Genomic DNA, 12,879 nt, shown 5'->3' with positions numbered 1-12,879 from the left:
ATGGCGCGCCGCCGCGTGACCTGGGACCGGACCCACCGGATCATCCGCTCGCGCTTTCCGCCCATCGACCTCTTCGAGGACATCGCCGATCCCGCCGACTGGGAGGCCATTGCCTCGGCCGAGGCGAAGAGCAATCCCCGGCTCCGCGAGAGCCTGGGCAGGCTCGATCTGGTGCCGCCGGCGCGGCGTGTCTCGGGCGCTGGCGCCTCATGGGCTATGGCGCCCTTCACCCATGTCTCGCCCGACCGGCCGAGCCGTTTCTCCGACGGCAGTTTCGGGGTCTATTACGCGGCCGAGACGCTCGAGACCGCGCTCATCGAGGTGGCTCACCACCATGGGCGCTTCATGGCGGCCACGAACGAGGCCCCGGGCTGGACATCGGAGTTCCGCCAACTGGTCGGGCGACTCGATGCCGAGCTCGAGGTGGTGGGGGCCGAGCGGGCGGATCTGCTCGATCCGGAGGATTACCGCGCCGCGCAGCGCTTCGGCGCCGAGCGGCGGGCGGAAGGAGCCGAGGGCATCCTCTATCCCAGCGCCCGCGCGCCGGACGGGCTCTGCGTCGCGCTCTTCTGGCCGGACGTGGCCGGGGCGCCGGCTCAGGGCGACCACTTCGCCTTCGAATGGGACGGCTCGCGGGTCTCGCGCATCCACAATCTCGCGACCGGCGCGCTGCACGCGCTCTAGGCGGACGGGATCGCCTGATCCGCCACGGTGACCGCGGTCTCCCAGCTCTCGCAGCGGCGCGCCAGCTCCTCGGGCAGGGGGCTGTCCGTGAAGACGGCGTCCAGCTCCTCGAGCGAGCCAAGCCGCACCGGGGCCTTGCGGTCGAGCTTGGAGCTGTCCGTGACGAGGAACCGCTGCCGCGACTGACGCAGGATCGCCTTCGAGACCCGCACCTCGGCCAGGTCGAAATCGAGCATGTCGCCCTCGCGATCCAGCGCCGAAGCGCCGATGATCGCGAAATCCACCTTGAACTGCTCGATGAACTGGATCGTCAGATCGCCCACCAGCCCCCCGTCCGAGCGGCGGAGCTGTCCGCCCGCGACCATCACCTCGCAGGAGGGGTTGGTGGCGAGGATATTGGCCACGTTCATGTTGTTCGTCACGACCGTGATGTTGCGGTGGTTCAGAAGCTCGCGCGCGACGGCCTCGGTCGTGGTGCCGATGTTGATGATCATCGAGGAATTGTCCGGGATCGCCCGGGCGCAGGCCCGCCCGATGGAGGCCTTGGCGGCCTCGTTCATGCGGCGCCGCTCCTCGTAGCCGATGTTCGACACGCCCGTGCGCAGCACCGCTCCGCCATGCACCCGGTCAAGGAGGCCTGCGTCCGACAGTTCGGTCAGGTCGCGTCGGATGGTCTGGAGCGTGACCGCGAAATGTTCGGCGAGCTGCTCGACCACCACGCGCCCCTCGCTGCGGGCGATCTCCAGGATTTCGGTCTGCCGGAAATTGAGCGCCATTCCACCCTCGCTGCCGTTCGAGTTGCTGTTTGCCATGCCCCGCCGCCCGTGTCATGCCTCCGCAGCCCGCTTCCCGCCGGAGTTTCCGCCATGACGCCCGCTGCCCGCCTCTCCGCCGCCATCGGCATCCTCGACCGGATCCTCGGCGGCACCCCAGCCGAGCAGGCCCTGACGAACTGGGGCCGGGCGAGCCGGTTCGCGGGCTCGGGCGACCGGGCCGCGGTGCGCGACCTCGTGTTCGACGCGCTGCGCTGCCGGCGCTCCTTCGCGCGGGCGGGCGGAGCCGAGACAGGGCGGGGGCTCGTGCTGGGCGGGCTGCGGATGGCCGGGCAGGAGGTGGGGGATCTCTTCACCGGCGAGGGCCATGCGCCCGCGCCGCCCGCGGGATCCGAGCTTAAGCCGCAGGCGCCCGCCGAGCTCGAGGCGCTCGATTGTCCCGACTGGCTCGCGCCGGCGCTGCGCGACAGTCTCGGCGCGGACTTCGCCCCGGTGATGGAGGCGCTCCGCCATCGCGCGCCCGTCTTCCTGCGCGTCAATCTCGCGCGGACCGACCGGGCGGCCGCGGCGGCCGAACTCGCGGCCGAGGGCATCGTCACGCAGCCGCATCCCCTGGCCGAGACGGCGCTCGAAGTGACGGAAAACCCGCGCAGACTGCAGGCCTCCGCCGCCTATCGCGAGGGGCGGGTCGAGCTGCAGGATGCCGCTTCTCAGGCCATCGTCGCGGCGCTGCCGCTCGCCCCGGGCGACCGTGTGCTCGACTACTGCGCCGGCGGCGGCGGCAAGAGCCTCGCCATGGCCGCCCGTGCGCCCATCGATCTCTCGGCCCACGATGCCGACCCGCGCCGCATGCGCGACCTGCCCGAGCGGGCCGCCCGCGCCGGCGTCAAGGTGCGGCGGCTCGCACCGGGAGACCCCGCGCGCCGCGGCCCCTTCGATCTCGTGCTGGCGGACGTGCCCTGCTCGGGCTCGGGCAGCTGGCGCCGTGCGCCGGAGGGCAAATGGAGCCTCACGCCGGAGCGTCTGGCCGAACTCCGGGCGATCCAGTCGACGATCCTCGACGAGGTGGCCCCGCTGGTCCGCCCGGGCGGGCATCTCGCCTATGCGACCTGCTCGCTTCTCGCCTCTGAAAATGCGGGCCAGACCGAGGCTTTCCTCGAGCGGACCTCCGGCTGGACGCGGGTGCACCAGCTGCGACTGACCCCTCTCGACGGCGGCGACGGCTTCTTCCTCGACCTGTTGCAGAGAAACGGCTGAGTTTCCGGGCTTTGCGAGCTGGATCCTCGCGCAGATTAAACAGTGCTTAACGATTTCAGGGCCGAATGTCCGCGGGGCGAATCCGGCTCGGGGATGTCAGTGCACAGGCAGTCAGCAGATCTCGTGGGGGCGGCGGAAGGTCTCCGCTCAAGGCACTGGCTTCTGCTCGCCGTGGCCGGCGGGGCCCTGGTGACCGCTCTCTTCGCCTCCGACCTCGACATGCGGCTCGAAGCCGCCATGGTGGCGCTCACCTTCGCGGCCATCGTGCTGATCGCCCGGGGGCTCATGGTCTGGGAGCGGGTGCGCGACCATGGCCTCGATCTGCGGTTCGCGCGGCTGCTGGGCGAGGATGCGGCACCCTGCTTCACCACGGACGCGGTGGGCCAGGTCGGCTACCAGAACCGCGCGGCCATCGCCCGTTTCGGCGAGCGCAGCGGCAGCACGCTCGTGGCATCGCTCGGCGATCACTTTGCAAGCCCCGCCTCCGTGCTCTTCCGGCTGCAGGCCCGCGCGGCCAATCTCGGCTCATCGCGCGAGGATGTGGTGACGCGCCGCGGCCATGTCCGGCTGTCCGTGCACCGGATCGGGCCCGGCCGCTTCCTCTGGCGGCTCGAGGAGTTCCAGGACCGCTCCGTGGTGGCCGGCCGCGGAGCCGAGGGGCTGAGCCTGCCGATGCTGGTCGCGAACAAGTCGGGCGTGGTGCTTTTCGCAAATGAATCGCTGCGCCGGCTGGTCGGCGAGCGGCCGAAACGCCTGGACCGCGTCTTCACCGATCTCGCGCCCCGGTCGGGCGAGGAGGTCGAGGTGGCCACCGTTGACGGCCCCGTGCGCGCGATCCTGGCCGAGGTCGAAGGCCTGGGCGAACGGCGGGAAATCTACCTCATGCCGGTGCCTTCCACGACCGCGCTGGGCTCCGCTCACGCGGATTTCGAGCATCTGCCGGTGGCCCTGATGAAGTTCGGCAGCGACGGCAGCCTGCGCGTCGCGAACCGCGCGGCGCGCGATCTGCTCGGCCTCGGCCACGATGCGCAGCCGGATTTCTCCGATCTGTTCGAGGGCCTCGGCCGTGCGGTCCGCGACTGGCTCGCCGATGTCGCCGCCGAGCGGATGCCCGGAGGCGCCGAAGTGCTGCGCCTGCGCCGATCCGAGGAAGAGGTGTTCCTCCAGATCGCGCTGCGCCGCATCGTCGAGCACGGGCGTCCGCTTGTCCTCGCGGTCCTGAATGACGCCACGGCGCTCAAGACGCTCGAGGCTCAGTTCGTCCAGAGCCAGAAGATGCAGGCGATCGGCCAGCTTGCCGGCGGCATTGCCCATGACTTCAACAATTTGCTCACCGCGATCTCGGGCCACTGCGATCTGCTGCTGCTGCGCCACGATCGCGAGGACCCGGAATTCGCGGATCTCGTCCAGATCCACCAGAACGCCAATCGGGCCGCGAGCCTCGTCGGTCAGCTCCTCGCCTTCTCGCGCAAGCAGACGCTGAAGCCCGAACGGATCGACCTTCAGGAGGTTCTGGCCGACCTGACCCACCTTCTCAATCGTCTGGTGGGCGAGCGCGTGACGCTGCGGCTGTCACATGCACCCGACCTCGGGCCGATCCGTGCCGACAAGCGTCAGCTCGAGCAGGTTCTGATGAACCTCGTTGTCAATGCTCGCGACGCCATGCCCGAGGGTGGGGTGATCGGGATCGAGACCGAGGATCTCGTGCTGACCGAAGAGCTGCGCCGCGACCGCGCCGCCGTACCGCCCGGGCGCTATGCCGCAATCCATGTGCGCGACGAAGGTGTCGGCATACCGCCCGACCGGCTGCAGAAGATCTTCGAGCCCTTCTTCACCACCAAGCGCGTCGGCGAGGGAACGGGGCTCGGCCTCTCGACGGTCTACGGCATCGTGAAGCAATCCGGCGGCTTCATCTTCGTGGACAGCGAAGTCGGGCGCGGCAGCGTCTTCCACCTCTATTTTCCCATCAATGAAGAGCCGCTTCCCGTCGAGCCGGTTCCGGCCGCCCGTCCCGAACCCGACGGCTCGCGCCGCGGCGAGGGCGTGGTGCTCCTGGTCGAGGATGAAGCGCCCGTGCGCGCCTTTGCCTCCCGTGCCCTGCGGATGCGCGGCTACACGGTCATCGAGGCCGAGAATGCCGAGGAGGCGCTGCGGGCTCTCGAGGATCCGGCGCTCGAGGTCGACGTGTTCGTGACCGATGTGGTGATGCCGGGGATGGACGGACCGACATGGGTCCGTCAGGCGCTGCAGCAGCGCCCCGATGTCCGCGTCATCTTCGTCTCGGGCTACGCCGAGGAATGCCTGGCCGAGTCGCAATCACGCATCCCGAATTCGGTGTTCCTGCCCAAACCCTTCTCGCTCAACGATTTGACCTCTACAGTGCAGGAGCAGGTGCACTGACCCTCAGTCGAGCGAGGCATACAGGTCGAAATCGCGCGAAAGGACGTTCCGCAGGCTCTCCTCGCTGTCGGCGCTGAGATCGAGCGGCGCACAGGGCGAGACGTTGAGCCGGGGCAGGATAATCTCGCACCCAAGACGCTCTTCCAGAAAGTCGATGAACAAGTCGATGGCTTCGTAGCGAAAGAGTCGATCCACCCCGCGTGCCTCACCGGAGTCCAGGAAGCGGGCCTGGGAGCTCACCGCCGCGAACTCGGGCTGCGGGTCCGACGCATAGGCCCTTACGAAAGCGTCGAAATCCAGATGGGCGGTGCTCCTCGCGGCTTCCACGACATCTTCCCGCTGGCGGTGGCGGAACCAACTGCCAAGCCAGGCCCGCGGCTCGCGCATCAGGGCCACCAGTGTGAAAGGCTCTCCTGCCGTGCTGTCGAGGTAGGGGCCGATGAACTGCCGATACTGCTGAACCGTGGTGTGCTTCAGGAGGGGCGGTCGCTGGACCGACACGGTTGCCAGCGATTCGAGAGCGGTCTCGATCGCGGTCGTCCCCGTCTTTGGCGTGGCAAGAAACGCCAGCCGTTGCTCCCAGAATACCAGCATCCCGTCCCTTTTTATCGCCCGGGTGCCAAGTACCCGCGGCCTTAAACTAGCCCTTAACCGCTTTGGTCGAAAGCTGCATCTGCCGGAGAAACCGGTTGCAATGTTCGCCTTATGATCCCATATTGCTTCGGAACATAGGGCGAACTCGCGAAGCGATTGCTGCCTTGGCGCGGCTATGGAATAAGGAACAGGACATGGCGACGGCGAACCTGCTCGACTTGAACGGAAGGCGCGAGATGGACAAGGCGAAGGCGCTCGAAAGCGCGCTGGCACAGATCGAACGGCAGTTCGGCAAGGGCTCGATCATGAAACTGGGGGCCAACAGCCCGGTCATGGAGATCGAGGCGACTTCGACGGGCTCGCTGGGTCTCGATATCGCGCTCGGCATCGGCGGTCTGCCCAAGGGGCGAATCATCGAGATCTACGGCCCCGAAAGCTCGGGCAAGACCACGCTGACCCTGCATGTGGTGGCGGAAGAGCAGAAGAAGGGTGGCGTCTGCGCCTTCGTGGACGCCGAACATGCTCTCGACCCGCAATATGCCAAGAAGCTCGGCGTCAACCTGGACGAACTCCTCATCAGCCAGCCCGACACGGGCGAGCAGGCGCTCGAGATCGTCGACACGCTGGTCCGGTCCGGCGCGGTGAACCTGATCGTGGTCGACTCGGTGGCGGCGCTGACGCCCAAGTCCGAGATCGAGGGCGACATGGGCGACATGCAGATGGGCTCGCAGGCCCGCCTGATGAGCCAGGCCATGCGGAAGCTGACCGCATCCATCGGCCGGTCGAACTGCATGGTGATCTTCATCAACCAGATCCGCATGAAGATCGGCGTGATGTTCGGCAACCCCGAGACGACGACGGGCGGCAACGCGCTGAAGTTTTACGCCTCCGTGCGCCTCGACATTCGCCGGACCGGTGCCATCAAGGACCGCGACAATGTCATCGGCAACACGACGAAGGTGAAGGTGGTCAAGAACAAGGTGGCCCCGCCCTTCCGCGAGGTCGAGTTCGACATCATGTATGGCGAGGGCATTTCGAAGACGGGCGAGCTCGTCGATCTCGGCGTCAAGGCCGGCGTGGTCGAGAAGTCGGGCTCCTGGTATTCCTACGGCGACGAGCGGATCGGGCAGGGGCGCGAGAATGCCAAGGCCTTCCTGCGCGCGAACCCCACGGTTGCCGGCGATATCGAAGATCGGATTCGCGCCTCGCATGGGCTGGACTTCTCGACCGGGGAAGACGGCAAGGGCGACGATCTGGTGGACATGTGACGCTCGCGCGCGTCGAGGTGGACAGCCTCGGCGCGCAGGGCTAAACGAGACGGCGAACCGCAGATCTGCCTGACAGAGGCTTCCTCATGCCGTCCTTGAACGATATCCGCTCGACGTTCCTCGATTATTTCCGACGCAACGGCCACCGGGTCGTGGAGTCGAGCCCGCTCGTCCCGCGCAATGACCCGACGCTGATGTTCACCAACTCGGGCATGGTGCAGTTCAAGAACTGCTTCACGGGTCTCGAGCACCGCGACTACACCCGCGCGACCACGGCGCAGAAATGCGTCCGCGCGGGCGGCAAGCACAATGACCTCGACAATGTGGGCTACACCGCGCGGCACCACACCTTCTTCGAGATGCTGGGGAACTTCTCCTTCGGCGACTATTTCAAGTCGGACGCGATCCCCTTCGCCTGGGAGTTGCTGACCAAGGACTTCGACATCCCGAAGGAGAAGCTCCTCGTCACCGTCTACCACACGGACGATGAGGCGGCCGAGATCTGGAAGAAGGTCGCAGGCCTGCCCGACGAGCGGATCATCCGCATTCCTACCAACGACAATTTCTGGATGATGGGCCCGACCGGGCCCTGCGGGCCCTGCACCGAGATCTTCTTCGACCACGGCCCCTCGATTTGGGGCGGTCCCCCGGGCTCGGCGGACGAGGATGGCGACCGGTTCATCGAGATCTGGAACCTCGTCTTCATGCAGAACGAGCAGCATCCGGACGGATCGATGACGCCACTGCCCAAGCAGTCGATCGACACCGGCATGGGGCTCGAGCGGATCGGCGCTCTCCTGCAGGGCAAGCACGACAACTACGACACCGATCTGATGCGCAGCCTGATCGAGGCCTCGGCCCACGCGACCTCGACCGATCCGGACGGCCCCGGCAAGACCCACCACCGGGTCATCGCCGACCATCTGCGCTCGACCTCCTTCCTGATCGCGGACGGGGTGATGCCCTCGAACGAGGGGCGCGGCTATGTGCTGCGGCGGATCATGCGGCGCGCCATGCGTCACGCGCATCTGCTGGGGGCGCAGGATCCGGTGATGCACCGCCTCGTGCCGGCCCTCGTGCGGCAGATGGGCGCAGCCTATCCGGAGCTCACGCGCGGTCAGGCGCTGATCGAGGAGACGCTGAAGCTCGAGGAGACGCGATTCCGCCAGACGCTCGAGCGCGGGCTGCGGCTGCTCGAGGATGAACTCGGCCATCTGCCGGAGGGCTCGCCCCTGCCGGGCGAAGCCGCGTTCAAGCTCTACGACACCTACGGCTTCCCGCTCGATCTTACGCAGGATGCGCTGCGCGAGAAGGGGCGCAAGGTGGATGTCGAGGGCTTCGAGGCCGCGATGGCGGAGCAGAAGGCCAAGGCGCGCGCGAGCTGGTCGGGATCGGGCGAGACCAAGGATGCCGCGATCTGGTTCGATCTGGCCGAGACCCATGGCGCGACCGAATTTCTCGGCTACGACACCGAACAGGCGGAGGGCCAGGTGCTGGCGCTGGTCGCCGCGGGGGCCGAGACGGCCTCGGCCGGCGCGGGCCAGACGGTGCAGATCATCCTGAACCAGACGCCCTTCTATGCCGAGTCGGGCGGTCAGGTCGGAGACACGGGCGAGCTTCGGACCGACACGGGCCGCGCGCGGATCACCGACGTGAAGAAGGGGCAGGGCCTCTTCCTGCATTTTGCCGAGGTGGTCGAAGGCGAGATCCGGCAGGGTCAGGGCGCCACGCTCGTGGTGGATCATGCGCGGCGCTCGGCGATCCGGGCGAACCACTCGGCCACCCACCTCCTGCACGAGGCGCTGCGCCGCGCGCTGGGCGATCATGTGGCACAGCGCGGCTCGCTGAATGCGCCCGACCGGCTGCGCTTCGACTTCAGCCATTCCAGGGCCCTGAGCCCCGAGGAGCTGGCGGCGGTCGAGGCTGAGGTCAACGGCTTCATCCGCTCGAACGGCGCGGTGGAGACGCGGATCATGTCGCCCGACGATGCGCGGGCGCTGGGGGCGCAAGCGCTCTTCGGCGAGAAATACGGCGACGAGGTGCGCGTGGTCTCGATGGGCACCCTCGCCGGCTCGGGCAAGGGGACGGATGGCCAGACCTACTCGCTGGAGCTCTGCGGTGGCACCCATGTGTCGCGGCTGGGCGACATCGGCCTCTGCGTGATCCTGGGCGACTCGGCCTCGTCGGCCGGGGTGCGGCGGATCGAGGCGCTGACCGGTGAGGGCGCGCTCGCCTATCTCAACGAGCAGATGAAGCGGCTGACGGATGTGGCGGCGGCCTTGAAGGCCGCGCCGGCCGAGCTGGTGGACCGGGTGAAGGCTCTGGTCGAGGAGCGGCGCCAGCTGCAGAACGAGGTGGCGCAGCTGCGCCGCGAGGCCGCGATGGGCGGCGGCGCGGCCTCGGAAGCCAAGGAGATCGGCGGGGTGAAGTTCCTCGCCCAGGTCGTACAGGGCGTGCCGGGCAAGGACATGCCGGGCCTCATCGACGAGATGAAGGCGCGCGTCGGATCCGGTGCGGTGCTGCTGATCTCGGACACCGGGGGCAAAGCCGCGCTGGCGGCAGGCGTGACGCCCGACCTGACCGACCGTCTGTCGGCCGTGACGCTGGTCAAGGCCGCGGCCGAGGCGCTCGGCGGGCGCGGCGGCGGCGGGCGGCCGGACATGGCGCAGGCGGGGGCGGCCGATGCCTCGCAGGCCGACGCGGCGATCCGCGCGGCCGAAGCGGTGATGGGAGGCTGACATGGCGACCGCGCTCTGGATTGCGAATGTGGAAGTGACGGACGCGGAGGCCTACGGGCGTTATGCCAAGGGGGCGGGGCCCGCGATCGCTGCCCATGGCGGCGTGTTCCTCGCCCGGGGCGGCCGCCACGTCCAGCTCGAGGGGCGGGATCGCTCGCGCAACGTGGTGGCGCGTTTCCCCTCGGTCGAGGCGGCGGTGGCCTGCTACAACTCGCCCGAATATCAGGCCGCTCTCGATCATGCGCGTGGCGCCTCCGTCCGCGATCTCGTCGTGGTCGAAGAGGCCGAGTGAGCGGGTCCCTTGCCCGAAGGGCGCTCTGTCGCGGGCACCTATTGTAACGGTTTGAGGATGCCAAGGCCCGCGGCCCGCGTTATGCTGGCCGCGAGCAGATGATGAGGCAGGTCAACATGCCGGAACCCGTCCGCGCCCGTGGAGCACGCTGAGACATGTGCCGCTGGGCCGCCTATATCGGAGCGCCGATCTTCCTCGAGGAGGTCGTGAGCCGTCCGGGACACTCCCTGATCCATCAGAGCCATTGCGCCACGGAATGCGGCACCGCCATCAACGCCGACGGCTTCGGCATCGCCTGGTATGGCGAGCGGCCGGAGCCCGGGCTTTACCGCGACGTCTATCCGGCCTGGAGCGATCCGAACCTGCGCAGCCTGACGGCGCAGGTCAAGTCCGGCCTCTTCCTCGCTCATGTGCGTGCCTCGACCGGCACGGCCACCAGCCGCAACAACTGCCACCCGTTCGTGGTGGGCCGCTGGAGCTTCATGCACAACGGCCAGATCGGCGGCTACGACCGCTTCCGCCGCGACGCGGACATGCTGATCCCCGAGACGCTCTACGGCTACCGCAAGGGCGCGACGGATAGCGAGGTGCTGTTTCTGGTGGCGCTGGCCGAAGGGCTGGAGCAGGACCCGAAGGGCGCGCTCGAGCGCGCGGTCCTGAGGCTCGAACGGCTTTCGCGCGAGAAGGGGGGCGTGCCCCACGTCCGCCTGACGGCGGCCTTCTCGGACGGCGAACGGCTCTTCGCGGTCCGCTATGCATCGGACGAGCAGGCGCCGACCCTCTACCACCGCTGGAGCCTGCGGCGCGGCGGACGCGCCGTGGTCTCGGAGCCGCTGGAGCAGGACGAGGGCGACTGGCTGCCGGTGGCGCAGGGCTCCTTCTGCCTCTTCGAGGGCGACCGCGTGCGGGTCGAGCCCTTCCGGCCGGATCCGCTCGCCGTAGCGGCCTGAGCCACCCACCGGAATGGAAAAGGGCGCCGCAGGGGCGCCCTTCGCTTATTCCGCGGCCTTGGCAGCGCGCTTTCTCTCATGCGGGTCGAGGTAGCGCTTGCGCATCCGCACAATCTTGGGCGTCACCTCCACCAGCTCGTCATCGTCGATATAGGCGATGGCCTGCTCGAGCGAGAGCCGGACGGGCGGGGTGAGGCGCACCGCCTCGTCCGTGCCCGAGGCGCGGACGTTGGTGAGTTTCTTGCCCTTCAGCGGGTTGACCTCGAGATCGTTCTCGCGGCTGTGCTCGCCGATGATCATGCCGACATAGACCGATTCCTGCGCGCCGATGAAGAGATGGCCCCGCTCCTCGAGGTTCCAGAGCGCGTAGGGCACCGAGCTGCCGTTCTCCATCGAGACGAGGACGCCGACGCGGCGGCCCTCGATCGGGCCCTTGTGGGGCGCCCATTCGTGGAAGACGCGGTTCAGCACGCCCGTGCCGCGGGTGTCGGTCAGGAACTGGCCGTGATAGCCGATGAGCCCGCGCGAGGGCACATGGGCGATGATCCGGGTCTTGCCGGCCCCTGCGGGCTTCATCTCGACGAGGTCGCCCTTGCGCGGCCCGGTCAGCTTCTCGATCACGGCGCCGGTGAACTCGTCATCCACATCGATGGTGACTTCCTCGATGGGCTCCATGCGCTGACCGTCCTCCTCGCGGAAGAGCACGCGCGGGCGCGAGATCGACAGTTCGAACCCTTCGCGGCGCATGTTCTCGATCAGCACGCCCATCTGCAGCTCGCCCCGCCCGGCAACCTCGAAGGCCTCGCCGCCGGGCGTGTCGGTGACCTTGATCGCGACGTTGATCTCGGCCTCCTTCATCAGCCGCTCGCGGATCACGCGCGACTGCACCTTGTTGCCGTCCTTGCCGGCGAGCGGCGAATCGTTGATGCCGAAGGTGACCGAGATCGTCGGCGGGTCGATGGGCTGGGCCGGGAGCGGCACGTCCACCTCGGGGGCGCAGAGAGTGTCGGCGACGGTCGCCTTCGACATGCCGGCGAGCGTCACGATGTCGCCGGCCTCGCCCAGATCGATGGGGGTCTGCGACAGGCCGCGGAAGGCCAGCACCTTCGACACGCGGAACTGCTCGATCCGGTCGCCGGTGCGCGACAGCGCCTTCAGCGTGTCGCCGGCCTTGACCGTACCCGCCTCGACGCGGCCCGTCAGGATGCGGCCGATGAACGGGTCGGCCGAGAGAGTGGTGGCGAGCATGCGGAACGGCTCCTCGCGCGCCGCGAGCTGCTTCGGCGCCGGGACATGGCGCAGCACGAGCTCGAACAGGGCCGACAGATCCTTGCGCGGCCCGTCGAGCTGTTCGTCCGCCCAGCCGGAGCGGCCGGAGGCATAGAGGGCGGGGAAGTCGAGCTGGTCGTCGGACGCGCCGAGGTTGGCGAAGAGGTCGAAGACCTCGTTCAGCGCGCGGTCGGGCTCGGCATCGGGCTTGTCGACCTTGTTCAGCACCACGATGGGCCGGAGCCCGAGGGCCAGCGCCTTCGAGGTGACGAACTTGGTCTGCGGCATCGGGCCTTCTGCGGCATCCACGAGGAGCACCACGCCATCGACCATGCTCAGGATGCGCTCGACCTCGCCGCCGAAGTCGGCGTGGCCGGGCGTGTCGACGATGTTGATGCGCTTGCCGTTCCACTCGACCGAGGTGCATTTGGCGAGGATCGTGATGCCACGCTCGCGCTCGATGTCGTTGCTGTCCATGGCGCGCTCGGCCACGGACTGGTTGTCGCGGAAGGCGCCGGACTGCTTGAGGAGCTCGTCCACCAGGGTCGTCTTGCCATGGTCGACGTGCGCGATAATGGCGATGTTGCGAAGCTCCATCGGGGTGCTCTCTCGGGTAGGGGATTAGGGGTTCGAGCGCGGCGTTACAGGACGCAG

The 12,879-nt window shown here is 68.3% G+C and carries 10 protein-coding genes; 7 read left to right on the top strand and 3 right to left on the bottom strand.

The genetic code is table 11. From position 1 onward, the window contains the following. The gene (locus RSP_RS10580; protein ID WP_011338238.1) at window positions 1–684 is read left to right on the top strand and encodes an RES family NAD+ phosphorylase; all 684 of its coding nucleotides are present in this window, start codon (window positions 1–3) and stop codon (window positions 682–684) included. On the opposite strand, the gene RSP_RS10575 is transcribed toward RSP_RS10580, so the two are convergent. Next, on the bottom strand, window positions 681–1,460 hold the full coding sequence (locus RSP_RS10575) for a DeoR/GlpR family DNA-binding transcription regulator (RefSeq protein ID WP_011338237.1): 780 nt from the start codon (window positions 1,458–1,460) through the stop codon (window positions 681–683). The genes RSP_RS10580 and RSP_RS10575 overlap by 4 nt on opposite strands. A gap of 90 nt (window positions 1,461–1,550) precedes the next feature. Here RSP_RS10575 and RSP_RS10570 point away from each other — a divergent pair, with 90 nt between their 5' ends. After that, the gene (locus RSP_RS10570) at window positions 1,551–2,714 is read left to right on the top strand and encodes an RsmB/NOP family class I SAM-dependent RNA methyltransferase (protein ID WP_011338236.1); all 1,164 of its coding nucleotides are present in this window, start codon (window positions 1,551–1,553) and stop codon (window positions 2,712–2,714) included. A gap of 93 nt (window positions 2,715–2,807) precedes the next feature. After that, window positions 2,808–5,114, top strand: a complete 2,307-nt coding sequence (locus RSP_RS10565; RefSeq protein WP_023003693.1) for a hybrid sensor histidine kinase/response regulator — start codon at window positions 2,808–2,810, stop codon at window positions 5,112–5,114. Window positions 5,115–5,117: 3 nt separating this feature from the next. Here the strand turns inward: RSP_RS10565 and RSP_RS10560 are convergent, their stop codons facing one another. Continuing rightward, window positions 5,118–5,708, bottom strand: coding sequence for a hypothetical protein (locus RSP_RS10560; protein WP_009566057.1), 591 nt, complete (start codon window positions 5,706–5,708; stop codon window positions 5,118–5,120). Window positions 5,709–5,902: 194 nt separating this feature from the next. On the opposite strand from RSP_RS10560, the gene recA reads away from it, so the two are divergent. The 4 genes from recA (at window position 5,903) to RSP_RS10540 (ending at window position 10,956) form a co-directional block, all read left to right on the top strand. After that, window positions 5,903–6,976 carry a recombinase RecA gene (gene recA / locus RSP_RS10555; RefSeq protein WP_002720615.1) on the top strand — a complete coding sequence of 358 codons (1,074 nt, stop codon included), beginning with the start codon at window positions 5,903–5,905 and terminating at the stop codon, window positions 6,974–6,976. An 86-nt stretch (window positions 6,977–7,062) separates the two neighbouring features. After that, the gene (gene alaS, locus RSP_RS10550) at window positions 7,063–9,714 is read left to right on the top strand and encodes an alanine--tRNA ligase (RefSeq protein ID WP_011338234.1); all 2,652 of its coding nucleotides are present in this window, start codon (window positions 7,063–7,065) and stop codon (window positions 9,712–9,714) included. Window position 9,715: 1 nt separating this feature from the next. Then, window positions 9,716–10,006, top strand: coding sequence for a DUF1330 domain-containing protein (locus RSP_RS10545; protein ID WP_002720613.1), 291 nt, complete (start codon window positions 9,716–9,718; stop codon window positions 10,004–10,006). A gap of 155 nt (window positions 10,007–10,161) precedes the next feature. Beyond that, window positions 10,162–10,956 carry a class II glutamine amidotransferase gene (locus RSP_RS10540; protein ID WP_011338233.1) on the top strand — a complete coding sequence of 265 codons (795 nt, stop codon included), beginning with the start codon at window positions 10,162–10,164 and terminating at the stop codon, window positions 10,954–10,956. Window positions 10,957–11,001: 45 nt separating this feature from the next. Here RSP_RS10540 and typA read toward each other — a convergent pair whose 3' ends face one another. Continuing rightward, window positions 11,002–12,822, bottom strand: coding sequence for a translational GTPase TypA (gene typA / locus RSP_RS10535; protein ID WP_002720611.1), 1,821 nt, complete (start codon window positions 12,820–12,822; stop codon window positions 11,002–11,004). Between the last annotated feature and the right edge of the window lie 57 nt (window positions 12,823–12,879).

The organism is Cereibacter sphaeroides 2.4.1, assembly GCF_000012905.2.
Lineage (GTDB): Bacteria > Pseudomonadota > Alphaproteobacteria > Rhodobacterales > Rhodobacteraceae > Cereibacter_A > Cereibacter_A sphaeroides.
This window is presented reverse-complemented; position numbering and strand designations above follow the sequence as displayed.

What these genes read in the sequence shown, in the direction of transcription:
- RSP_RS10580 (WP_011338238.1), top strand. Translation starts at nt 1, where the DNA reads ATGGCGCGCCGCCGCGTGACCTGGGACCGGACCCACCGGATCATCCGC.
- RSP_RS10575 (WP_011338237.1), bottom strand. Translation starts at nt 1,460, where the DNA reads ATGGCGCTCAATTTCCGGCAGACCGAAATCCTGGAGATCGCCCGCAGC.
- RSP_RS10570 (WP_011338236.1), top strand. Translation starts at nt 1,551, where the DNA reads ATGACGCCCGCTGCCCGCCTCTCCGCCGCCATCGGCATCCTCGACCGG.
- RSP_RS10565 (WP_023003693.1), top strand. Translation starts at nt 2,808, where the DNA reads ATGTCAGTGCACAGGCAGTCAGCAGATCTCGTGGGGGCGGCGGAAGGT.
- RSP_RS10560 (WP_009566057.1), bottom strand. Translation starts at nt 5,708, where the DNA reads ATGCTGGTATTCTGGGAGCAACGGCTGGCGTTTCTTGCCACGCCAAAG.
- recA (WP_002720615.1), top strand. Translation starts at nt 5,903, where the DNA reads ATGGCGACGGCGAACCTGCTCGACTTGAACGGAAGGCGCGAGATGGAC.
- alaS (WP_011338234.1), top strand. Translation starts at nt 7,063, where the DNA reads ATGCCGTCCTTGAACGATATCCGCTCGACGTTCCTCGATTATTTCCGA.
- RSP_RS10545 (WP_002720613.1), top strand. Translation starts at nt 9,716, where the DNA reads ATGGCGACCGCGCTCTGGATTGCGAATGTGGAAGTGACGGACGCGGAG.
- RSP_RS10540 (WP_011338233.1), top strand. Translation starts at nt 10,162, where the DNA reads ATGTGCCGCTGGGCCGCCTATATCGGAGCGCCGATCTTCCTCGAGGAG.
- typA (WP_002720611.1), bottom strand. Translation starts at nt 12,822, where the DNA reads ATGGAGCTTCGCAACATCGCCATTATCGCGCACGTCGACCATGGCAAG.